Source organism: uncultured Bacteroides sp., from assembly GCF_905207245.1.
Lineage (GTDB): Bacteria > Bacteroidota > Bacteroidia > Bacteroidales > Bacteroidaceae > Bacteroides.
Genome location: NZ_CAJLKP010000049.1, coordinates 1 through 23,187 on the forward strand (window position 1 = coordinate 1; position 23,187 = coordinate 23,187).

Here is a 23,187-nt window from a genome sequence, read left to right on the forward strand (position 1 = left end):
CCCTTACGGTCGCCTCTGTTGTTTCTGAGCCTGCTTCTACACCCTTTGTTACAGCGTGCGCGGCACTCGCAGCGGTCAGTAGATTTATAATGCTGATAACAGTTTGTATTCCCTCGTACAGTCCTATAAATCCGTCAACAATACCACACACTATCTGCCATGCACTGCCGTTCCCTTTCAGACTTTCGGTTATACCCTCTATGCTGCTGCCGATACTCTTAATACCTCCCCAGCCGTCTTTTAGGGCTTTACCCGTACTTGCCGCTGTTTTCTCCGCTTCTTTACCAGCGTTCCTAATAGCGTCTGCCTTATCGTCCCATGCCTTAATCTGCTGGTTAATTAGTGCGGCTTCATCTACGGTAGCGGTCTGTAACTTATCAGTAAGGATTTGGATATTATCGCCTATATCCTTTAGCGTGGCTGCGTCCTCTTTCCATAGTACAGTATTTCCGGTTGTTTTACCTGCGTTCTTAATTGCGTCTGCCTTTTCTTCCCATTTCGCTATTTGCTGATTTATTAATACCGCTTCCTCGGCTGTCGCGTTCTGTAGCTTATCAGTAAGGATTTGGATATTATCGGTAATCCCTTTTAGCGTAGTTGCGTCCTCTTTCCAAAGCGGCGTATTATCTTCTGCGGCTTTACCTGCATTTTCTATCGCATCGGCTTTTTCTTTCCAATCTGCGATTTGCTGATTAATCAGCGCGGCTTCCGTTTTGCTTGCTGTCTGTAACTTGCTGGTAAGTATTTGGATATTATCGGTAATCTCTTTTAGCGTGGCCGCATCCTCTTTCCATGCAGGGGCGTTGCTTGTAGCCTTTGGCGTTCCGGTTCCGGTAGTCGTTGGCTTGTAATCCTTATACTTATTTTTTACTCCTCCCAAATCAATGGTAGGGGCTGCTTTCGGCTTTGATACTTCTACGGCTACCTCTACTTTCTTGCCTCCCAGCCCTAAAATGTTTTTTAGCCATTCCCACGCTTCCTTACATTTTTCTACCAACCACTCAAAGGCTTTGGCTAATCCGTTCATTATGGCATTAGCCAACGGCTTTATAGCCTCCCAAACCTTATCTACTATCTTACGGAATCCCTCGCAGTTGTTATACGCATATATAATAGCGGCTACCAGTGCGCCGATAGCGGTAATGATTATGCCTATCGGGTTCATGGTAAGCACTAAATTAAGTACCTTTTGTACAGCCGTCCACGCCACAGTAGCGGCAGATACAATCTTTTGAGCCGCAGCCGTTGCCAGTACTACGCCCTTATTCTTAACCATTGCTACCGTTGAGGCTGCAAATGCTTTAACGCTCGTGTACAGTGTTGTCGATAATGTCTTTATACCTGCTACCAGTGTGGTAATGCTGGTTAGAGCTGTAGCAGATTGGGCCGTAATGGTTACAAAAGGTAGTGCTCCGTTTACCATTGCGCCTAATTCTTCTTTCATATCGCCCAACGTATTAACTAACTGTTGCTGCTTCCCGCTTTCGGTCTGTGCTAATTGGGCGTTCATGTTTCCGACATTGTTAGTAATCACCTGTGCCAACATCGCCGCGCGTTCCTGCTCTGTACCGTACTTTAACACTTTTTCCTCGGCTTCGTCAAAGGTGATACCTACACGGGTTAAAGCGGACGTTTGCCCCTGCATTACTTTACCCATTAAGTTACCCACCGTTACCGCGTCCTGCGTTGTAGCGTTAAGCCCCTTTTGCTGTGCTAACAAATTATTCATAGCCGGTAGCAGGGTTTCCAAACTTGCTTTTTCATTCAAGAAAGTAGCCACCTGCTGCGCTCCCGATAATTGTACCTCATCACCGATAACGCCTAATTCCTGCTGTGCGCTTGCCAGCTCCTTAATACTCTGTATCTCCGCATCAGTTGCCCCCATGCGCTGCCCCATAACGGTAGCCAATTGTGTTTCTGCTACCTCTTGTACGGCGTATGCGTCCGCTAAATTCTTCATTCCTGCCTGCAACTGGTTAAAGCTACGCTGCGCTGCGTCCAATCCGGTAGCCAGTGCAGCAAAATTTATGGCACTGCCTTTCAGTTGCTGCGCTTCCGACACAGTGGACGTTATAACTTTTTTTAGCCCCTCTGCGTCTTTTGCTAAATCTTTAAAACTCTTAGCGTCGCCGTCTAACTTAAAAGTTATGCTTATTGTACTTTTACCTGCCATAGTTTCTATATTGTTGTATCACCTAATTTCTTAACTAATTCTGCCATTCGCTCGCGCTGTTGTTCCGGCGTTAACTCCGTCTTTTTATCGCTGTGCTTCGGATTCTTTTTCTTATCCCACGGAAACGGCAGTAACTTTTCCGGTGTTATCTTTTTGTTTTTGGCTAAATGCGGCTGGATAACGATAGTAGCCAGTAATCGCATACGCTGCCATTTGTCCTTAAAATCAGTATCGCGCTGTTCTACATACGCTTTATAGACGGCTGCAAATTCTTCAAAATCCATTTTGCAAAAGTCGTCGTAACTCAGTCGTATGCAGCCCAGCGCGATACCCAATAAATCGTAAATGCCCTTAGGTTCTAACTTTTTTTTTCTACCTCATCGGCATTATCCACATTAGCGGTATTGTTTTGCTGCATCTGTTCAGCCCACGCGGTCATATCGTCCGGATTAAGCGCATCGGCAAACTCCATTAACGACATACTGAAATCTACTTTGTCGGCAGCTGAGGCAGACGCGACACAGCAATACAGATACGTACACAAATCGGTAAAGTTCTTATCGGTAATCTCCGTAATTTCTTTCCCGGTTTCTTTCTTGAAACGTAGCATAGCCCCCATAGTAGGGCGGCATGGGTACGTTACGCCATTTATATTTACTTCAATCCTTGCCATGCTATTACCCTGCTACTTCAACATTTTCAGTAATCGCGCTTTCGTCCAACGTTGTAGGCTCTCCGTCATTCTCTAACGAAATACTATACGTACTATCGTCCTGTGCCGGGTCTGTGCGCTCCAGCGACGCGATAACGCATTTGCCAACCAAATACGGCTTTTCGCTATTTTCACGCTCCATGCACTTAATTTCAATACTTTTACCAGCTTTCCAAAGTTTGAAAAGGTCCTTAAATCCGCACTCGGTTTCATCGTAGAATACCAACCCCTCAGAGCTGATAGAATAGGATAGGCCGATAACTCCTTTTTTCTTCCATAGTCCGCTACTAATACCCGCACTTGCTACCGGTTTTACCGCACGCTCTTTCGTTTCACTGTTAAACGTAGTAGTGTGGCTGGTGCAGCTTCCTGCTGCCTTTCCGTCCACATATAGTAACATATCGCTACCGTTACAATAACCTGTTTTTTTTGTCATATCTTTAAATCTTAACGTTAAATACTAACTGCTGCACATACGCATCGTCCTGCCATGCTTCCTCGCTGTCTGCCAAATAGCAACTGCGCATAACTAAACCGTCACTTTCGCCCTGCGCGCCGTCAAGCGCGCCGCGTACTGCTTCAGCCAATTCTACGCCCTCGGTGTAATGTTCCGTATAGCAGAGCACTTCGATACCCACCGTATCAGCACCTCGCCCGGCTTTTGTCGGCACTTGCTCCAACTGAGTACGGCGATACACTATGTACGGCAGTTCTGCGCTATCCTCAACTACCGGGAAAACCTTTTTAGACCTTGCGACTACCTCACTATCTGCCATAAGGATAGCACGGATAATTTCGCCTGCGCTTAAACTCGATTTACTTACAGCCATATTTTTTTGCTATTTGTTCTACATTCTCCATTACCATATTACGGATATTGGCGGTAACAGTATCACGCACGCCGTTTAGGGTTTGTTCCATAAAGCCGTAACGCTTCATTCGTCCGGTACGGTGTGAAGACCTCAGACGTGCCGCGCGTTTGCCGCCGCTGCTTTTGGTCTTGCGTTCCTCCGTTCCTGCCTCAGCCCATATTAGTACGGGCTTTTTTAGCCCCTTCCGGTTAGTGTGAAATCCTGCTTCGCCCTTTCCGCTCTTTCCTGCCTGTTTCGTTCCTACTGTAACCCGGAATCCGGCTTTGCGCTTAAACACGATAGCACGCACGCCTTTTTCTAAGTCATTATTCGATTGAATACTACTGCGCAGATTATTTATAACTGTTTTGCGTACTTGGTTAGCCTCCTTACGAAAACCTCCCTTAACCGCTTGCAGTCTGCGTTTAGGTTCAAGTTCAGCAAATAACTGCTGCAAATTTTTATCGTCGTAGTCAATACTCCGGGCCATACTGGTAACTTTATTCATTAACTCGGTCGCATAGTAGGGTTTTATAACCTCTATCCAAATTAGGGATAATGGCTACTACCGTATAAAGATAGCCGCCTAACTGTCGTACCCTCCAGTTCTCTACTACCGGGTGTGCATCGCGTATATTAAACTCGGCTGCGTAGTTCGGGAAATGTTCGCCTACTTCCTCGCTACGGTTTCCCATAGCCCGGACACGTTCGGCGCGTACCGTCCGCGTTTCGACGTAGGCCACAGCCTCCGCGCCCATTCGGTCAGTAGTCCGCTTAGGCTCCAGCAATGTGAGTTTATATTTTAATGCCCCTGCTCTCATTCGGTAGTATCATCTACTAATTTTCGATATGGTTTAATTAGGGCTTGCAGTGTGTACGGCACTTCTGACATTTGCACGCCGCTAACGGCTTCGCGCTGGTTGTACCAGTGTCCGGCAATCATTAAAACCGCTTGCTGTAGCGTTGCCGGTAGTTTACCGCCGCCAATCTCAGCCAGTTCGTCACTGGTTCGGTTGGTAGCATTGCTTACATACTGCTGTGCCGCTTCTAACAAATGCTGCAAATACTGGTCGTCATCGCTAAAGTCGTCCGCACGGACGTGCTGTTTTAGTAGTGCTATATCCACTGTAGCCATAATTAAACTGCATCATAAAGGTTATAAATACTTATTACGCGCTCGCTACCTTTGCAAGTGCAAAGGCTTCTTTTCGTAAAGTGGTAGTACCATAGTTCACGTTAAGGACGAAATCTACAGCGTCTTTACGCGCTTGGCTATACGGGTCTATGATAAACGAAATATCGCCAAACAGTCCCATAGGCTGGTATCTCCAATCACCCAAACCTATATTACCCTCACCGATATAGTGGGTAGTAAATACGGGAAGTCCGGCGATATGGTCGTTTTCGCAAACCATGATACCGCTACCTTTGTCCTTTGGTGTAGCCTCTGCGATAGCTTTCTGAGCCTTAGTCATTACCCAGCAAAGATTGTCACCGTCAATGCCTGAGGCCAAAACCTTTGCTTTAAGTGTGTTAAACTCCTTAAAGGTAGGTTCTGCGCTAAATGCGGTTTCGCTTCCTACGCACGAAACAAAAGGGCCTACTAAAGTAGTAGCGTTAGTGACTTTAGCCGTGCTGAATACGATTTTGTTAAGCAGCTTTGCTACAGCCAGCGGCATAAGTTTCTTAACAATCATTTCCAAAACACCCTCTGTTTGGTTCATCGACTGGCGCGTTACCGGAATGGCAATGCCGACACGTTGAGGCGAAGCGGTAAGTTTTGACATCGTAATCTCTGTATCAGAAAGTGCCACGCCCTCACCTGCTATAGTGGCCTCTACTGTTTCGTAGGTAGGCCAAATGTAATCACCGGCCAAACCGGTAGGCATAGGCAAACCGACTTTATCCAAAATCAAACCCTCTACAAGCGGGTCTAAAATATCTTGGATTTTAACCGGAATAATTCCGCCTGCTGTTACGTCAGACACCATAACCAAATCACGCATAAGCATAATTTGCGTTTGTCTGCCGTTGTTCATGTTTTCGCGGATAATCCGGTTTACGTCCTCTAACGTGTTCGGGTTCTCACGCAGTTGCTCTACGGCTGCTGCCTGCATTTTCATTTGCAGCAGCTGATTTTCACGCACTAAAGCGTTATACTCGGCGGTTTCCGCTTCGTTACGCTCGCGCTGCTCTTTCTCACACGCATTAGCAATTTCGCTAATACGCTCGCAGTTGGTCTGATATTTATTTACCAACTCGCGTACGTTTACTGTGTTCTTGTGCATAACTCAAAAACTTTTTAATGGTTAAACAATTTATATTAACTGCGAAGCAGCGCGGCGCATTTCACGCACTTGCTCACGCATTTTATTTTCATCTTTTATTTTATCCCGCTCCGTCATTCGCAATTCCTCAACCAATTCGCGCGCCTCAGCCTCGCAGGTGGTATCTGGATATGCCGGGTCAGCAGCCAGCGTAAAATCGTAAATGCCTGTAATCACATTAACGGTGTAGGTAATAATCGTTTTACCGTCCACTCTCTGCACATCGCGCGATACATACGCACTATCGTAGTAGTGAGTGCTAAACATAAAACTACAGCCGGTAATATCCCCTCGGCGTACCAATTCTAACGCCTTGTCCCCGTCCACTGTATTAGGCGCGTCAAACTCAAAATAAACGCCCTTGTCGTCCACTCCGTAAGAAAGCGTACCGGCACCGTTTTTGCTCCTCGCTAATATCAGCTGCCTGTCGTGAAACATCGTAAATTTAATATCGCAGCCGTCCAGCAGTTCCTTAGTAACTGCTCCCGGTGCTATCACTTCGCGCGCTTCCTCATCGTCATAGTCATATAACGGGGCAGACGGCGCATTAAACAGAATAGCATAGCCGGTAATGGTTCTGCTTTCTGCTTCGCCCTCGTTAGCTTCTCGCACTCGTAAATCTGTTACGGTGTGTAGCAGCCGGGTAATAATCGCATCTTTATTCTTCGCCATTTTCGTTAGGTTCTTTAACCGGTTCTTCCGGTTTGGTTTCTACTGGTTCGGTTGGTTTCCCAGCCTCTTTAATTCCTTTGAGGTTTGCAGACACCAATACGTTATCGCCCCCCTCTACAGCCGGTTTGTTTTCCTCTCTGCGCCATTCGTTCACGGTGTAGATACCGGCGGCTATCGTTTGCGATTGGTACTTAATACGACTATCCAAATCGCAGGCATAAAGTTCTCGTCGGTCGAACTTAAATTTGCGTTTACAGCACAGTGTCGGGGCTACTAATTTTCGGTGCAACTCCGTTTCAATCTTCCGCAAAATAGGATTAAGCGTATTACTCAAAAAAGCTACGTTAGCCATTTCTGCGGACTTGTAATTATTACTGGTATCATCAAATACAAAAGATGGGTGTACACCGAAAAATCGGCAAATTTCACGTACCGAAAATTTCCGGGTTTCCAAAAATTGCATATCGGTGCTGCTTAACGAAATCGGACTAAATTGTACTTGCCCCGGCAGCGAAACAATGCGTTCACCACTCCTAAATCTTTCGTCCAAATTGTTAGCTGCTTCCTCCAGTTGTTTATCTTGATACTCGCCAAATCCTCGCACGCTGGTATCATTGCTAACCAAACCGCGCACATTTCCGCCGTTCGCAAATCGGTTAAGCGTTTCCGCATCACCTGTGCCTGTAATATCCAACGTAGTACGCGCAAATCCGATAGTTGATAAACCGGTTTTACCGTCACGGGTGTAATTCTTGATATGTATTATATCAGCCTCTCTATACACACCGCTAACACCGGCGTACACGTCGTTAATCGTGTAGGTGTCGTTTACTACGTCGTGCATTACAGTTGTAGGGTCTATCAATGCCAAACGCTCTACATCCATAATATTAAAATCATATACTGGAACGATATAGGCATTTCCATTAAATAACAGATACTGTACAACCTGCCTCCAAAAATCCACAGCCGACATATAGCTGCACGGCTGCACATTCAAAAGATAATGCAGGCGGCTACTTTTGTCCTCTACAAAAATATCGCCTTTCATTCGCATATACTGTATAGGTAAATTAGCCACGCTGTCAGCTAACAAATTAACGCATCTGTACACGGTAGCAACATTCAACGCCCTAACGTTAGGCAGCAACGGCACGCCACCAGTGCGCGGCGTTGTCGCAGTGGTATTAGCCACATCGCCCCCGGCTGTTGTACTGCGTCTAAGTAAATTTCGTATGCTATCTATAAATTTCATTCGCAAAAAAAAATATGTTGCTTCTACTATTACCTGCAAAATCGCGCAACTGGTACCAGATTTTATCCAAATTCAATAAATATATTATCTTTCGTAGTCGATAAACAGACGCAGGCACATAAGTTTAGTTATAACACCGTCTATTTTCTGCGTCTGTTTTCGCTTAATCGGCTTGCAATTCTCCAGCCTGTCACTATCCAACACGGCATTACCAAAGCAGTAAGCGTTAATCGGGTTATCATTGATGTAGATATGCCCTGTTTTCGCTCCATGCTCAAAACTTTCTACCGGCGCAGTAAATGTTCCGTATGTCTGTCGTATTCCCTTAATCACATTTCCGGCACCGGACGCAGCCAGCATATTTATAACCTCTTGACTTTTCCACGGGTCATAACCTATTCCCAAAATACGGACGTGCTGATTTAGATACATCACGTAATCCACAATGCAGCGGTAATCTATAACATCGCCGTCGATAAGCATTAAAAATCCCTTTTCTGCCCACGTCCTATACAGTTTCTCGTTCGGGTGTCCCGGAAGTGCGCCCTCCGGGAAAAAGTAGGCGGTATGAAAATAGAAACTTTTTTGCTCCTTGTCATAGATACCCATAGTAACCGCACTAAAATCGTCGCTTTCGCTTAGGTCTATCGCTACCATTGCGTCCGGTCTGCCTTTTATACCGTCTATGCTTATAGGACGGCTTATATGCCGGGCCAGTGTACTACTAATCCAGCTGCGCTGCTCATTCTCGGCATACATATTAAGCAGCTTTGTGCGAAATGCTAACATAGCCTCGCTGCCATTGCGGACGGCATTTTTGTATTCCTGCCTGTAAAAATCCATACTAACCGTTACGCCTAAATGTGGGTGTACTTTAGCCCATGTACTTTCGTCGTCCTCCGCATCGTCTAAATCCGGCTCGAAAATGTGTACAAATACGCTGTCGTCCTCGTATTCCTCCAGCAACACGGATTTATAGCCCTGCAACATTTCATAAAATGGGCCGTCGAATACATCGGACGCGGTTGTAATAATCACTGTTAGCGGATTCTCCCTAACACCCATAGACGTAGTTAATACCGTCAGCAGTTCGCTGCTACGAGCTTGGCTAAATTCGTCCATAATCACCGTACTGGCGTTCAGACCGTCTTTTGTCCGGGCGTTGGCGGTAAGGCATTGCGCAAAGGCGGTACGGTCTTTGCGTCGGCTCTTTATAGTCTGCTCATTCACCAAATAGCGGCGTTCTTTTGGGTCTAATTTCCGCATACAGTTACGGATAACGTCAAAGCATTTTTTAGCTTGGTCGCTACTGTTGGCTCCGGTATAGCTTTCTGCGTTCGCGTCGCCGTACAGCAAATCATAGATAGCCAGCGAAGCGGTGCCGGTAGTCTTGCTGAATTTACGCGGAACATACAGCACCACTTCACGCACAACCCGTTTGCTACCACACCAAAAAGCGAATATACTGGCGAACTGGAAATACTGCACCGGCGTTAACTTGTACTGCTGCTGCCCAGTCTTTCCCGGAAAATAAAGACTTTCGTAAAAATCGCAAAACTGCCATACTTCCGTTACATTGATACCGTAACGGTCAACCAGCCGGAAAAAGCGTGCTACCGCCAACTGCTCATAAAGGTTATGCGCATCGGGATTATCCGCAACCTCTCGCACATAACCGTATAACCGGCTATCCACTTCGTCTAACCGATAATGGCTTATCGGCATACTTGCCAGCAGGTCGGTAACGTCAGTTTTCGCCTGCCTCAGCTTGTCTTTTTCTTCCTCTGTCATTCTTCGCTATCTGCTTTAGGTCTGATAATCGTAGGCTGCTTACGTTTCTTGGTAAGTTTCTTAGTAAGGTCTGCCAGCGGGTCGTCGTCTGTATCTCCTGCCAAATCTTCTACTGTAAGCCCTAACGCTTTCATTTGCCGCGTTACCAATTCCTGAGCTTCTTTTGCGATTTTGAAAACGGGGTGCGGTGCCAGCTTTTCGCCGTACCGGGTTGTTTCATATACGGTCGTTTCCGTCAGTCCGTCTATTTGGTCATTTGCCATTTCCAAATTACGCATAGCTGAGGCCAAAGACAAAATTTGCATATCCAGCCCCCGGCTATAAACTTTGTTTGCCTTTAGCGTCTTGGTAATTTCCTTAACGTAGTCCTTTACTGTTTTAACCATATTTTGCTATTTTTCGTTATGTTTCGTTATAAAAAATCCTAAAAGCGTTCTAAAATCGGGATTTTTCGATTTTTCCGGGTCAACTGCCCAAAGTTCCGCAAATCCAAAATTTTACTCACGCACTTAAAAGAGTGGGGGTGAGGTTTAACGGGGTGTGCCCCCTTTTAAAAAAACGCCCCCGGTCTGTGCCTTAGTCCCCTCCAAAAAAATTATTTACTACCTGCTGTATGTGTTCGGCATTGCGTTTCTTAGTAGCTTCCTTTCCGCTTCTCCCTGCCTCCGTGTGCGTCCTCACATGGCAGTCGTGGCATAGGGCCCGGACATTGTGTATATCATACATACGCTGCGCTCTCTCTGCTTTTGTAAATGCCTCTTCAACCGGTCTAACGTGGTGTACCTCGGTAGCCGGTGTTAATCTTCCCTCAGCCTCACACCTCTGACAAATCGGGTGTGCTGTCAATACATCACGGCGAAGCCTTAGCCACTTTGTTGTATGTATCAGCTGCTGATACTCTTTATCCTTTGCCATATCATTTTATGCGTTTAGTGTGGTGGCGCACTGGTGCGTTACCGTCGGGTGTAGGCTGTATATGCCCCAAATCGTCAAACATTCTATCTATATACCGCCCGTCGTCATTAGGCAAATCGTACTTTCTTTTGCCTGCCTCTTCCACACGGTCTAACAGTATATGCACAAATGCTACTACCAACTCGCAAGCGTTACTAAATCCGTATTCCTGCTTTATCCTTTGCAGCTTCTCGTAAGTCTGTGGGTCTATAGATATATTTACCCTTTTTCTATTTCCCATGATATTTTCCGATTAAGTAGTTAAGACTATCTAACAAACTCTGCTGCACACCCTTTTTGTTATCTATGGCTGCTGCGGCTCTTTCGTCCACGGTTCCGGCGCAAAGCAGCTTATACACGATAACCGGGTGCTGCTGCCCCTGCCTGTGTAGTCGTGCATTAGCCTGCTGGTAATATTCCAGATTCCAGCCTGTACCAAACCAAACAATAAAATGCCCTCCCTGCTGCATATTTAATCCGTAGGCCGTACTCGCAGGGTGCGCCAGTAGTACGTCTATCTTTCCAGCGTTCCAGTCTTCTAAGTCCTTTTCATTTTGATAGGTACGTACTTTGTAGCCTTTGAGCCGTGCGGTAATCCGCTGTACATCGTGTTTATACTGGTAAAACACTAATATGCTGTTTCCGTTGGCGGCTTCCACTATCTCAGCCAAACGGTCTAATTTTTCACCGTGTATCTCGTGTGCCTGCATATCTTCGTCATATATCGCACCGTTTGCAAACTGGCTTAATTTGTTCATCAGCCCGGCCGCTGAATTTGCCAGCACGTTAGTAGGTTCATCGCCGTGTTCTGCGGTAAACTCCAAAACCTTTTCTTTTTCAAACTTAGTGTAGGCTGTCATAGCCTTTTCACTCAAATACACATTCGCCGTGTGGGTTATCATATCCGGCAGCTGCAAATAGTCCTTTGCCTGCATACTTAGGCATATATCGGCTATCTTGTTCTGTATAATATCCTCGCATCCGCTCTTTACATCACATCGGACTATTATGTTATTCCACTTATGCGTTTCAAAGTATGTTTCACGATATTTGCTTACTGATTTGCCCAGCCTTTCGCCTTGGTCTATGCAGTACATCTGCGCCCATAGGTCTATCAGTCCGTTAGGTGCCGGGGTTCCGGTAAGTCCGATAACACGCTTTACGCTCGGAACTGAAATACGCATAGCCTTAAATCTTTCGCTTTTCGCGGATTTGAAACTGGTCAGTTCATCAATTACTAAAGCGTCAAACGGCAACTGACCGCCATACTTTCCAACCAGCCACACAAAGTTATCGCGCCCGGTTACATAGACATCGGCTTTTTGGGCCAGTGCCATACATCGCTGTTTTTCCGTTCCTAAAACCTTTACCACTTTGAGGGCGTGCAGGTGCTCCCATTTTTCAGCCTCGGTACTCCACGTAGTTTCTGCCACTTTTTTAGGGGCCACAACCAAAACGCGGCTAATCTCGCAGTCATCTATCAGCTGCTGCACTGCTGTAAGTGTAGATACTGTTTTTCCCAGTCCCATATCTAAGAAAAGACCGCATCGCGGATTATCTATAATCCACTGCATGGCTGTTCGCTGGTATTCGTATGGCTTGTATATCATATCCTGTTAGTCTTGTATGGTTCTAAAACTTCGTCTATCGCTTCCTTACTGTCACACACATATACCGTATGCTCTATCTCCGTCATTTGTTTTATGCGTACTTTCTGTATCGCCTTTAGCTGCTCGCCCTTGCTTTTCAGTTCCACCCATACGGTAACGCCGTTTGGCAGCAAACAAATGCGGTCGGGGTAACCCACCATACCGGGGTTACTATATTTTAGGCACACGCCGCCCAGCTCTTTTACGCTATCTGCTAAATAGCGTTCTATCGCTTTCTCCGATACCTCGGCGTGTCTGACTATATTTTCTATCTTCTTTTTCATCGTAAACTGAGTTTTTATTTTTCTATAAATATCCCTCTACGCGTATAGACGTGCGTTTTTTTGCGCAAAAGTGGGTATATATCTATATATTACATTACTTATATCTTTTATATAATTTCTTGGTTTACTTGGTTTACCTTGTTTGCTATTTGTTGTAAATCAGCGAATTAGAGGTAAACCGAAAAGGTAAACCGAAAAGGTAAACTGAAATTTGCGTTTACTGCCTATCATTATCCGTATCTTTGCTTATCCCATAAACTCGGTTTACCGTTTACTATAAATAGTCCTCTTGGTTTCCTCGTTTTATACGTCTAAATCCTTTTTGCGTTCCGTACCATTTAGCCGCGTGCTTAGTCGTACTTATCCGCTCCCAATCCGGCAAATCGTCTATCATTTTACACACTTTCCGGGATAGGTATTTATACTCCTTATCCGACATATCCCGGCCCATTTGCTCGCAAATAAATTCGGCAGCGCATACCTTTTCACGCAGTTCTACGCCCTCCGCATCCAACGGGTCGGGGTTCTTTAGCCACCTGCGCCGGTCTATTATGTCACGTGTCGCCCAATCAACCGGAAGTTTTGTATCTAAGAATGTCTGCAACATCGCCACCATAGGGTCGTCGCTGTTGTCGTTGTATTCCTCTTGCCGTTGCTTTGCGCATACTTCCAGCTCATCACTTAAATAGAGTTTTTCGCCATTTCGGTAGTACGTTACAGCCTCAGCCCAAAGCTGGTCACGGTCACGGTCTAACGCTTCTTTCCAGTCCTTGAATTTCCGAAAAACGGGATTAACCGCGATAATCCAAAATCGGCGGTTTCCGTTGTCCCCTTTGAGAAACAAAGCCTCGTTTGTCGTTCCACAAAAAACGCATTGCCGCGGGTGCTCAGCAGTTCGTCGCCCGTAAGCGGCCCGGTAAATATCTATGCGCTTGGATAGATAGGCCTTCACACTCTCTACATCGCTGCGTCTGATACTGGCTAATTCCCCCATTTCGATAACCCACGCCCGGCGTAGCTGCTCCATGCCCTCTTTGCCCTCGGTGGTAGTTATGCTGTCATTAAACCACCTGCCACCCATTTTGCCCAGCAACGTAGATTTGCCCACGCCCTCCGGGCCTGTCAGAATCAGGCAGTAATCGTATTTGCAGCCGGGGTTAAAAACTCGTGTAACGGCTGCGGTAAAGTGCTTGCGTGTCATTGCCCGGTTTAGCTCGTTATCCTCAGCCCCGATATAGTCTATTATCAGTTTCTCCAGCCTCGGCACGTTATCCCATTTTAGACCGTTGAGGTAGTCCCGGATAGGGTGGTAGCTGTGCTTAGTAAGTACCGCTGTAATTGCGTCAGATATTTTTTCCTTGCTTGTTATGCCGTAGTTACGTTCCAGCCACACGCGCAAATTAGCGTCGTCGTTATCCGTCCACTGCGTGGCGGACTTATTCCACGGCAGACCACCTATAACTGCGTCCACACCCGCAAACAAATCGTGTACGATATGCCCTTTTAGTGCCGGGTCATTTTCAAGAATCAGAATAATGTTGCCCATTGTACACTGTAACTTACCGGATTTGCTATACTCTAAATCCGCTTTCCATTCGTCGCTGTATTCTTCCGGCAGCTCCACTTCCTCGAAATCGTCCGAAGCCGATTTGCTGCGCTCGCGTGACATCAGCAGTTTTACGTTACGGTCTTGGCTCGCCATTTCCTGCATAGCTTCGTAGGACGGTTTACGTGTAATGTCCTGTGCCCGGCTTCCCTCATCTTTCGCACCGTATAGGTGTATGCGGCATAGGTCGAAAGCATTACAGAGCTGTCGGCTCGCCGGGTCTGTTTCATGGTGTGAAAACGCAAATTTTCCCTCGTAACAGACCAAACCACTGGCGACACTCCCCATTTTGTAGGTATATCGCCCGTCGGCTCCGGTAGGCTCGTAGTAGTCGCCTAAAAATCGCTCTATCGCTTCCTCGATACTGTAGGCGCGGCAAAATGCGCCTATTAGTCCGGGTTTCTCTGTCGGGTCGCCTGCTTTCTTTATTTCGTGGGCTATTACGCTTCCCTCCCTGCTTGACATCGGCCACGCGCTTACGTCCCTGTAGTCCACATATTGCCCCAGTATCATATCCACATTGCAGGCTCGGCCGTCTTGATACTCGAAAACGAAATCCGCATCTTTTGAAGTACTCGGCCAGTAGAATAGGCGCGGAAGTTCGTAGGTTGTATCATCGAAAAGGTCTATGCCCAGCTCTGCGGCTATCTTACGACAAAGCGGCTCGTATTCAGCCGGTGTTACCTGCCGGTTAAGAGGAAATACCAATCTATAGCGTGGTGTCTTGTCGCTATGCTTGTGCGTGCTGTATATCATCGCAGCGAATCCAAAAGACATTTGAAAATCCTCCCACACGTTCAGCGTGCCGTAGTCAATATCCAGCGTAGCCACACTGCGGTACATCACGTTAGTATTTTTACGTATTCCGCCGCTAAGGTAGCCACCGACAAAACCGCCCACATCTTTTACGTTGCTTTGTTCCTCGCGCGTCATACGTGTGTATTCGGCTGCCGTTTCCCCTGTGCGTTTGGTTTCGCTACAGCGTTCCAGCAGTTCAGACCATTGCCAGTGCCTGTTACGCCACTTCTTAGATACGCGGCTGTGGGCGGTGGCTAAATCTACCGTAAAGTCATATTTCAGTTTTATTTTCATCAGTTACAATCGTATTAAAGTATGCGACATCTTTGCTATCGCAATAAATGGTAACTCGCTTTATGTACGGGCGGCATTTGCTTACTATTACGGCGTGTGGTGTTGCTTCGTCCTCTAACCGCAAATAGATTTTCTGCATAAATTCCGCTGATACTTCCGCCGTTACGCTGCTGTTAAATTCTTTTTCGTCCATATATTAGTCCTCTGCTATATAGTCTATACAACCGTCCTGCATATAATCTACCGGATTATCCGTTAGTCCACATTCACCGCCTAAATACGTATGCACGCAAAGCGCACAGTTACCGCATTTTTGTTCCTTTTCCGGTTCCGTGGTGGCTTCCATACTTTCGTGGTACAGCAGGCAGTCCGGTAGAAATGATAGGATATGTTTTATAACCTCAACCGTCCAACCATTACCCAGCATCTTATATTGTTGGGTGCTACTACACCGCCATTTATACCAATCCGGTACCGTCTGTAATCGGGCGCACTCTGTCGGTGTCAGCCGTCTAATACGCCCGTCGGGTTGTTGTTCATCGGCTACCATGTAGCCACCACCTGTAAGCCCGGCGCAGTGCGCAGGCGATTTGTGGCTAACATCATATACCCGGTTTTGCTGGTATGGTTGCTGTCCGTTATTGCTTTCGGTACTTGGGTTTATTTGTTTTAGTTCCATAACTAAATTATCTTTTGCTACGGTAGTTAGGCAGTTTGTTTTACCCGCAACCGGACAAACTTCTAAATGCTGTTTGTTTATTCCGCCTGTCTGCCTACCTCTCGACGCTACGCATATTGTTTCCATACTTCTATAAATTAATGTCATTCCGTTAGCCCATGCACCCTTATAGGACGTAGCCAAAAATGCCGTGGCTTTTCCGTTAATGCTTCTTATGTTTTTTAGCAGGTGGTCTAAACCTCCTTTGCTTTGTTCTTTCATTCTACACCTTAACTAAATCGTCCACACCTTTACCGCCTACTTTAATCGCGTGCATCTTCCCCCCCCCTACGTGAAATATCGCGCCGTAGCCGCATCCGGCGGCTTCATTACGTATTTTGTGGGCTATAAGGTTCTGCACGGTTTGGGCTTTCAGATAAAATTTTTCGTCCACATCTGCGTCGTCCTCTAAAATATCCCGTAGTAGTATTCCTTTATCTTTGGGCTGTGGAATGTCTGTAAACACCCCCCCCCTCCGTCCGGGCTGCGCGTATGTTAGTCCAGTAAATCCGTTTTCTAATTTGCGCCGATACTAACGCGCTATTTATGTGTACGCCCTGCAATCCGATAGCCTCAGATAAAACCTTTTCCCATTTCTTACCCATTTCCACATTTTCCAGCAAAAAGAATACGTTAGGGTTGGCTTCTCTGAGTTCGTGCAGTATTCGTATGTACTCCCAAAATAGGTAACTTTGCCCCTCAAACTCAAAGCCTGCACGCTTTAGCTCCAAATAACGGTCTAAGGTGTATATTTCTTCGTTTTGTTTGGTACTCATTCCTACACGCTTTCCGGCGAAGCTAAACGACTGGCATGGACTACCGCCCAGTAGTAAATCCACTTTGCCTAAATTCCGTGCGTCTATGTTTCTCACATCACCCAGCTGCACCGTTTCCGGAAAATTTAACTGCGTTTGGGCGATAGCGAATTTATCTACCTCGCTGGCATAATAGCGGTCTATCTGTGCGCCTAATTCGTGTAGTGCAATCTGTCCGCAGCTCATGCCGTCAAATAAACTTAATACTATCATCTGATAATCATTTTCTTTGTTAGTTTTTCTATTCGTTCTACGATATTGGCGTGGTTGCCTCCGGTTTGGAATCGCTTAACACACCAGCCGCATACATCGCGGCAGTTTCCGTTTTTGAAATGCACACGCCATTTAGCCAGTTTCGGTTTGTCGTGTTCCAAACTGCACGTTACCCCCCCCCGCAATTGCATCGGGTTCAGTGTCAAATAATGATAGCTGCTTTTCTCGGATATTCATAGAATAGGGATTTAATGCGCCCGGCTTGCGCCGGGCAAAGATTAACTACTAAAGATTAACTGTTAAGCGGTAAAAATGCTGAAACGGCCCTAACTCTGTCCTGGTTCGTTGCCCGAGTGTTGCTGCCCGCGAAGCCATTGCCGAGGTACAGAAGCCACGCGTAGGTCGCGCTGTACTGTGTGCTGGCCCAATACCAACCGCAAAGCAGTTTACCTCCGATAGCCTCCAAAGCGGCGTTAATGTCGCGGATATGCAGCAGGATAAAATACAGCTCGCCCAAACTTGGGATATACTCGCCGTCTGACAGCAAAATATCGTCGTTAAGAATACCGCGTATATCGTCGGTGTTTTCCTTACCGTTCCAGTCTGCTACGGCTTCGTGGTACTTGGTAATAAAGCGTGTGCCGCCTTGTTCCTTGGTAAGGGTTATTTCGTCCTCTGTCATATCACCCATAGCGACGGCCAGCGACTTGTTACCCAACTTAACGCCTACGCCTTTGTATAGGCTCTTTTCTGTGTCGGTAAGGGTTTGCCCGGTAAACAGTACGGCGGTGTCGTCGTGCCGTATCAAATAAACACCGTCTGCCAATCCGTTAGCGGTCTTTGTCGGCTGAGGCTCCGGGGCTGTTACAAAGTCGTAGCACGCTTTAGCGTTTTTCACATCGTAGTTATTTGCTTTGAGCAAATCGTAACACAAATTTTGTTTTTCTGTTAAAGTGTTCATTTTAGTAGGTATTTAGTTTGTTGATATTCTGTTTAACTTTGGCGTGGCACTCGTCGGCTACGTAACTGTTGGCTACTTCGCCCTTTTCGCTTAGTATTTCGTCCTCTACGCCGGTGCCGTAATTGTGCATAAAACACAAAAATTTAGTTCCGTTGGATAATTCCACGATAAACGGCAAATCCTTACCGCCGCCGAAATCTCCTTTTTCGCAACCCCCGCAGCTTACAGTATAGTTAGGGTTAAACTCTATGTAATCCGTATGCGCCGTCCAGTGCTTGTCACCGTATCGTTTTATAGCAGTATATCGGAATCTCAAAAATTTCTTATTCATATTTTCGCTTGTTTATAAGTGTTAAATAACTGTCTTATTTTTGATTTTAGGCGTTTTGTACCGCCCGCTGATATTTTCCCTTATCGTGGGTAAAAGGTAACGGATAATGCGCCTGCGCGTCCTCTAAATGTCGGCGCGTGCTTGTTACTCTTTAGTGCTTTGTTGCTGTAATGCTCTGCGTGCAGATTACCTACAATCATGCAGAATTTGGCAAAACCTACTAACTGCGTCCGGCGTTCTTTCGGAAAGCCTAACCGGATTATAAATTCACGGTTTATAGACGCTCGCAGTGCATCTTCGTTTTTAATTGTATATGCCATGCCCTCTAATCTTTTAAGTAATAGGGTGTCGTATATCCTGCGCCTTTCAGTGGTAAGTCACGGCACCAGTCGATAGGTTTGCTAAAAATACGTTCCACGTCTTGCAGATTTTGGCCGGGTTCTGCTTCTACTACTATCTCATCGTGGATATGAAAGACGATATTAAACCCTAAAGCCTCAGCCCTTAGAATGATAAGCCCTAAAATGTCGCGCGCTATAGCTTGTACTACGTTTTCAGTGAGTTTGCCGCCGTATGTGCGTATCTTGCCCCATTTTTTGGTAGTTTGGTTCAGCCCCTCGTATTCTATAATTTCGTGGTCACCCCTCCAGCCGTCGTTACGTTCTATTCCGATTGTCGCACGTGGGTAGCAGATAGTTCGCCCGGACGGCAATGTTATTAGCAGCATACCCCAGCGGAAAGACACTACGATACCACGGTGGATAGTCACGCTTTCGCCTGTCTTTATGGCTTTGACTGCCGCTGCCTCGATAACCCCCCAAAATCGGACTATATGCTGATTTGCCGCACGCCAACGCATCGTAATATCTTTTTCCTCCTGCTCTGTCAGCCCCATACGGCTACCGCCCATATTTTCCAAAGCCGCAACACCACCACCATAGCCCAATGCAAGCACGGCGATTTTACCTTTTGGGCGAAGCTCAGAATTTTGCCCGTGCTTTTCCACCTTGCAATTAAACATCTGTGCGGCGGCAGCGCAGTATATATCGCCTCCGGCCCGGAATACCTCGATAACCCACTGCTCACCGGATAGCCACGCTATTACACGTGCCTCGATAGCTGAAAAGTCGCAGACGTGGAAAGTACAGCCGGGCTTTGCGATAAATGCAGTACGTATAAGCTCTGAAAGCACATACGTAGGGTTTGCGTAGTTCAGTTGGAAATCGTCCAAATCCCCGGACTTAACCAACTGGCGCGCATAGTCCAAATCCTGTAAATGGTTCTGCGGTAAGTTCTGCACCTGCACCAATCTACCGGCCCAGCGTCCGGTACGGGCTGCTCCGCAAAATTGTAGTAGTCCGTGTATTCGTCCGTCATCGCATACACATTCCAGCATAGCGTTATATTTCTTTGTTGAGGTTTTACCCATTTCTCGGCGCAGTCTTAATACTTTCTGCGCTTTGGGCCAATAGGTTAGCTGGCTTTCTATGTCGTCCAAATTCTTTTTGTTGAGGCTGTCGATAGATAAGCCGGTAGCATGGTGCAGATATTCTTTAATCTGCGCCGGGCTGTTTGGGTTTTCCATTCCGGTAAGTTCCTTTGCCTCATTAAGAAGCTGCGCTTTATATTCGTCGTCAATACGTGTAGCGTTTTCCGCTAACTGTCGGTCTAATAATACCCCACGGTCATTAATACGCTGGTCTGCTGTGTACAGTTCTTCGTCGAATGCGGCAGGTTCTAATCTGCGTACTTTAGCTAATATCTGCTGCTCCACTTCAACGTCGCGGATATTGTAATGCTTGAATACTTCCCAGCGGTCGGGTGCATCTGCCGGTAGGTGTCTTTTCCCTTTTGTCGGTGTGGAAAAATACCTTATTAGGGCTTTACCCTCTTTCATCTTTCCACTCTCCAGCCTCAGCACCTCACCGCATTGCTCCAGCGATAGCGGCAGCCCCATACGGGCGGCCCTTACCATAGTGCAACGCCATTGCGCAGGGTCTAACAGATTCCAGCCAAAATAGCGACTTATACATACACGTTCAAATGCGGCATTGAAAGCAGTTTTGATAATCGCCGGATTTTTCAAAGCGTCCATAATCTCGGCAGGCAGTGTTTCACCTTGTGCGAAATCACAGCACTGTACGGGTGCGCCGTCCACGCTGTACGCAAATAGCAATATCGTAAAGTCGTCCGCTTCCACGTATCGGTAAACTCCGCAGCTCTTCAAATCGTGGCTGCTATAAGTTTCTATGTCTATTCCTATTTCGTGCATACGCTATAATCTTTTTTAGGGTTGTTAAATAACCCATGCAGGTTTTTAGCCCGCATGGGTTAGGCTGTTTTTTACAAATCGTCGTCGTCCTCCATATCAATGTCCGCAAAGTCGCTTTCCGCTGAAACTCTGCCGCCAAAATGCTCGCCGTCCTTAAATTTCATAATGTTGTTTAGGCCGCACGCCACACCGCGGTTTCCGCTTACATCGTAGCCAAAGAATGTTACAGAAACGATAGCCCAAACGCCGCTATATATTTCTTCTTCGTCCATGATAGGCGATTTGTTTTTGTCGCAAACTCCGGGGCGCGTGGTACTCTTAGCATTTACATAGAAATGGTCTGCATAAACTTCGTCGTCGTCTTTGTCTGTATCGCCATCACGTAGCGGCAAATCCAACTTCTTAGGTTCTTTACCTCCCCATTTTGAGGCTGTAGCGGCTTTCTTTGCGGCCTCGATAGCCTGCTGGATAGCCTTAACGGTTTCCTTTTCCTCTTTCGGTATCAGTACATTTGTCATATACTTACCGTTAGCAGCGTCGCCGTCGGGCGCATACTTGCTAAAAACGTGTGTGTAGCTTAATCTACACGGGCCAAACACTACCTTAGTGTCTTTTACGATTGGTGTAATCATACTGTTAAACTTATTATCCACTCCCGGAATACGCCGGGCCGCTTTACTAATTATTTTTGTTAGTTCTAAATCCGTGTACCGCTATGCCTAATAGAATGGCTATGTACAAAGCCCAAACGGGGTGCTGCATAACAAAATCAAATACTATCTGCATAGCTTATACATTTACGTCTTTGAAATCGTCCGCTAATGGGTCTATGGCCGGGCGTTTGTCGCTTTCCGGTGCCAGTGTCGGTTTGCCCTGTGGCTTCTCTATGAAGTCACCGCAAATCACCGCAAACTGTTTCTTTCCTGCCATTTTCTCCAATTCGGTAATAGTGCGTAGTTCCTGTGGTTTGAAAATCTCAGAAGTCTTGTAACCCGCTTTGTTAAGTGCCACGGCTGCGCCGTCTTGGTCGGTAATCTTTCGGACGCTTCGCCCCTCTACGATTTTCCAGCCCGGTAATTGTACGCCGGATAACGCCTGCTGTAGGGCGTAGTCCTCTACACCGGATAACCATGTCTTTACGGTTGCCAAAATAGGCAGTACGTCCGTAGCCAGTTCGTCCGGGCTTATTAGCTTCGGGTCGGGGTTGTTCTTTGCAGCCTCAATACATTTTTTCGTTAAGGCGCGGCAGCTACTTTTCACTTTGCAGAATTGGCACCAGTCGCCCGGTACTTGCGGCCCGTTTCCCTCGTATGCCTGTTTTGCTTTTGGGATTAGCACGGTATCAGTCCACGCTAATAAATCAGATACGCTTAACTCATACTCGCTGAGGTTGGCGATACGCGGCTGTATAATCGTCATACGTACCCGGTCTATCTTATACTCGAAACTGAATTTGTCATAAGCTCCCAGCGCATAGATTTGCATTTGCGGATTCTGATAGGCAGACACTTTAACGCCCTTTCCGTACTTAAAATCTATAACCTCCATAGTGCCGTCGGCGATAATTATAGCGTCAGCCGTTCCGAAAGCGTCCGGCACGTACGCGCTGAAATCTAACCGGGTTTCTATAAGTAGCTGCGTGTCTTTGGTTGCCGCACGTGCTTCGTTGAATTTCTCCAGTACCAGCGTTTTGTAGGTGTCTGTATATTCGTCCATTTCGCCAGTATGGTAGCGGTCTTTTAGTTCGGCTATCTCTTTTGCTTCCGCCTCATTTGGCAGTCCTAAAAAATCTTTCAACTTTTTGGCGCAGTAGGCGTGTGCTAATGTACCCTCGGCGGCGTAGTCGCTGCCGCTGTCTATTACGTTTGCCTCTAATCGCGGGGCTGCGGCGCAGTTAATCCACCTATGCGCTGCGGACGGGCTTAATAATGCGTGTGCTCCCATAGTTAAAACGGACATTTATAGGTTAATTCATCATCTTTTACATACACCTCATCGCAGCAGCTGATAAACTCGTAGCGGCTTTTACTGTCCGGCAATGCGCTTGGCTTTTCAGCCCCACAGAGTGCGGCGGTATTCTTAAACCAGCCGGTTAATGCTCTGTGCCATTTTTTGTAACCCTCGCTGTCTGTCTGCTCCTTGTAGTTTTCGCCCTCGATACGTTTGCGCGTTCTATCCATAGCGGCACGTACATCTACCTCGGTGTACTCCTTTGTTCCCGGCGTAGGATTTGCGGCAGGTTCTGTTTCTTCCGCTGTCGTTTCGGGTTGAGGCTCCGGCGTTTCTTCTTTCTCCTTTGTCGTTTCCGGCTGTGGCTCCGGTTGTGGTTGGGCTTCCGGCTTTTTTTCTACTACTGGCTGCGCTTTGGCAGTTCTCTGTTTTCTCGGTGCAGGGGCTGCGGTTTCAGCCTCAACCTGCGGATGGTTAAGCAGTGCTGACAAAAGCCCGTGCAACTCTTGGTTTACACCGATATTAACCGATACATTAATCTGAATAGGTTGCATAATCTGT

The 23,187-nt window shown here is 46.7% G+C and carries 27 protein-coding genes and 1 pseudogene; all 28 read right to left on the minus strand.

The genetic code is table 11. The features are described from left to right. Positions 1 to 2,173: pseudogene (locus tag QZ135_RS14975) on the minus strand (hypothetical protein); the annotation flags it as partial. A gap of 5 nt (positions 2,174 to 2,178) precedes the next feature. Continuing rightward, positions 2,179 to 2,457: a hypothetical protein gene (locus QZ135_RS14980; RefSeq protein WP_294610871.1), complete on the minus strand. Its 279-nt coding sequence runs from the start codon at positions 2,455 to 2,457 to the stop codon at positions 2,179 to 2,181. 74 nt (positions 2,458 to 2,531) lie between these two features. Next, on the minus strand, positions 2,532 to 2,846 hold the full coding sequence (locus QZ135_RS14985; protein ID WP_294610874.1) for a hypothetical protein: 315 nt from the start codon (positions 2,844 to 2,846) through the stop codon (positions 2,532 to 2,534). A 4-nt stretch (positions 2,847 to 2,850) separates the two neighbouring features. Next, entirely contained in the window at positions 2,851 to 3,321 is a 471-nt protein-coding gene (locus tag QZ135_RS14990; protein WP_294610877.1) for a phage tail tube protein, read from the minus strand. A 4-nt stretch (positions 3,322 to 3,325) separates the two neighbouring features. Beyond that, entirely contained in the window at positions 3,326 to 3,715 is a 390-nt protein-coding gene (locus QZ135_RS14995) for a DUF3168 domain-containing protein (protein WP_294610880.1), read from the minus strand. Next, positions 3,702 to 4,226, minus strand: a complete 525-nt coding sequence (locus tag QZ135_RS15000; RefSeq protein ID WP_294610882.1) for a hypothetical protein — start codon at positions 4,224 to 4,226, stop codon at positions 3,702 to 3,704. The genes QZ135_RS14995 and QZ135_RS15000 overlap by 14 nt, the downstream gene beginning before the upstream one ends. 10 nt (positions 4,227 to 4,236) lie before the next feature. Further along, entirely contained in the window at positions 4,237 to 4,557 is a 321-nt protein-coding gene (locus QZ135_RS15005; protein WP_294610884.1) for a head-tail adaptor protein, read from the minus strand. Further along, positions 4,554 to 4,871, minus strand: a complete 318-nt coding sequence (locus QZ135_RS15010) for a head-tail connector protein (protein ID WP_294610886.1) — start codon at positions 4,869 to 4,871, stop codon at positions 4,554 to 4,556. Before QZ135_RS15010 ends, QZ135_RS15005 begins: the two co-directional genes overlap by 4 nt. A 34-nt stretch (positions 4,872 to 4,905) precedes the next feature. Continuing rightward, positions 4,906 to 6,024, minus strand: a complete 1,119-nt coding sequence (locus QZ135_RS15015; RefSeq protein ID WP_294610888.1) for a phage major capsid protein — start codon at positions 6,022 to 6,024, stop codon at positions 4,906 to 4,908. A 30-nt stretch (positions 6,025 to 6,054) separates the two neighbouring features. Next, positions 6,055 to 6,675 carry an HK97 family phage prohead protease gene (locus QZ135_RS15020; RefSeq protein WP_294610891.1) on the minus strand — a complete coding sequence of 207 codons (621 nt, stop codon included), beginning with the start codon at positions 6,673 to 6,675 and terminating at the stop codon, positions 6,055 to 6,057. Positions 6,676 to 6,721: 46 nt separating this feature from the next. Beyond that, complete coding sequence (locus tag QZ135_RS15025) at positions 6,722 to 7,990, minus strand: phage portal protein (RefSeq protein ID WP_294610894.1); 1,269 nt, start codon at positions 7,988 to 7,990, stop codon at positions 6,722 to 6,724. An 84-nt stretch (positions 7,991 to 8,074) separates the two neighbouring features. Then, positions 8,075 to 9,781 (minus strand): terminase TerL endonuclease subunit, encoded by a 1,707-nt coding sequence (locus QZ135_RS15030; protein ID WP_294610897.1) that lies wholly within the window; start codon positions 9,779 to 9,781, stop codon positions 8,075 to 8,077. Then, positions 9,778 to 10,167: a P27 family phage terminase small subunit gene (locus QZ135_RS15035; RefSeq protein ID WP_294610900.1), complete on the minus strand. Its 390-nt coding sequence runs from the start codon at positions 10,165 to 10,167 to the stop codon at positions 9,778 to 9,780. Before QZ135_RS15035 ends, QZ135_RS15030 begins: the two co-directional genes overlap by 4 nt. Positions 10,168 to 10,357: 190 nt before the next feature. Beyond that, complete coding sequence (locus QZ135_RS15040; RefSeq protein ID WP_294610903.1) at positions 10,358 to 10,696, minus strand: HNH endonuclease signature motif containing protein; 339 nt, start codon at positions 10,694 to 10,696, stop codon at positions 10,358 to 10,360. A 1-nt stretch (position 10,697) separates the two neighbouring features. After that, a complete protein-coding gene (locus QZ135_RS15045; RefSeq protein WP_294610906.1) occupies positions 10,698 to 10,976 on the minus strand; it encodes a hypothetical protein in 279 nt (92 codons plus the stop codon). Next, the gene (locus tag QZ135_RS15050; RefSeq protein ID WP_294610909.1) at positions 10,966 to 12,345 is read right to left on the minus strand and encodes a DEAD/DEAH box helicase; all 1,380 of its coding nucleotides are present in this window, start codon (positions 12,343 to 12,345) and stop codon (positions 10,966 to 10,968) included. Before QZ135_RS15050 ends, QZ135_RS15045 begins: the two co-directional genes overlap by 11 nt. Further along, positions 12,342 to 12,668 (minus strand): VRR-NUC domain-containing protein, encoded by a 327-nt coding sequence (locus QZ135_RS15055; protein ID WP_294610912.1) that lies wholly within the window; start codon positions 12,666 to 12,668, stop codon positions 12,342 to 12,344. The genes QZ135_RS15050 and QZ135_RS15055 overlap by 4 nt, the downstream gene beginning before the upstream one ends. 274 nt (positions 12,669 to 12,942) lie before the next feature. After that, positions 12,943 to 15,366: a virulence-associated E family protein gene (locus tag QZ135_RS15060; RefSeq protein ID WP_294610915.1), complete on the minus strand. Its 2,424-nt coding sequence runs from the start codon at positions 15,364 to 15,366 to the stop codon at positions 12,943 to 12,945. After that, entirely contained in the window at positions 15,344 to 15,559 is a 216-nt protein-coding gene (locus tag QZ135_RS15065) for a hypothetical protein (protein WP_294610918.1), read from the minus strand. The genes QZ135_RS15060 and QZ135_RS15065 overlap by 23 nt, the downstream gene beginning before the upstream one ends. 3 nt (positions 15,560 to 15,562) lie before the next feature. Next, positions 15,563 to 16,306 (minus strand): DNA cytosine methyltransferase, encoded by a 744-nt coding sequence (locus QZ135_RS15070; protein ID WP_294610921.1) that lies wholly within the window; start codon positions 16,304 to 16,306, stop codon positions 15,563 to 15,565. 212 nt (positions 16,307 to 16,518) lie between these two features. Next, positions 16,519 to 17,112, minus strand: a complete 594-nt coding sequence (locus QZ135_RS15075) for a DNA cytosine methyltransferase (protein ID WP_294610924.1) — start codon at positions 17,110 to 17,112, stop codon at positions 16,519 to 16,521. Between the two features lie 292 nt (positions 17,113 to 17,404). Continuing rightward, positions 17,405 to 18,073, minus strand: coding sequence for a hypothetical protein (locus tag QZ135_RS15080; protein WP_294610927.1), 669 nt, complete (start codon positions 18,071 to 18,073; stop codon positions 17,405 to 17,407). A 1-nt stretch (position 18,074) separates the two neighbouring features. Beyond that, complete coding sequence (locus QZ135_RS15085; RefSeq protein ID WP_294610930.1) at positions 18,075 to 18,404, minus strand: hypothetical protein; 330 nt, start codon at positions 18,402 to 18,404, stop codon at positions 18,075 to 18,077. Positions 18,405 to 18,484: 80 nt separating this feature from the next. Further along, positions 18,485 to 18,724 carry a hypothetical protein gene (locus tag QZ135_RS15090; RefSeq protein WP_294610932.1) on the minus strand — a complete coding sequence of 80 codons (240 nt, stop codon included), beginning with the start codon at positions 18,722 to 18,724 and terminating at the stop codon, positions 18,485 to 18,487. Positions 18,725 to 18,729: 5 nt separating this feature from the next. Then, positions 18,730 to 20,676, minus strand: a complete 1,947-nt coding sequence (locus QZ135_RS15095) for a DNA polymerase (protein WP_294610935.1) — start codon at positions 20,674 to 20,676, stop codon at positions 18,730 to 18,732. A gap of 71 nt (positions 20,677 to 20,747) precedes the next feature. Further along, positions 20,748 to 21,308 (minus strand): DUF2815 family protein, encoded by a 561-nt coding sequence (locus QZ135_RS15100; RefSeq protein WP_294610938.1) that lies wholly within the window; start codon positions 21,306 to 21,308, stop codon positions 20,748 to 20,750. A gap of 157 nt (positions 21,309 to 21,465) precedes the next feature. Then, positions 21,466 to 22,635 carry a DUF2800 domain-containing protein gene (locus QZ135_RS15105; protein ID WP_294610941.1) on the minus strand — a complete coding sequence of 390 codons (1,170 nt, stop codon included), beginning with the start codon at positions 22,633 to 22,635 and terminating at the stop codon, positions 21,466 to 21,468. Then, positions 22,623 to 23,180, minus strand: coding sequence for a hypothetical protein (locus QZ135_RS15110; RefSeq protein ID WP_294610944.1), 558 nt, complete (start codon positions 23,178 to 23,180; stop codon positions 22,623 to 22,625). Before QZ135_RS15110 ends, QZ135_RS15105 begins: the two co-directional genes overlap by 13 nt. Positions 23,181 to 23,187 lie beyond the last annotated feature (7 nt).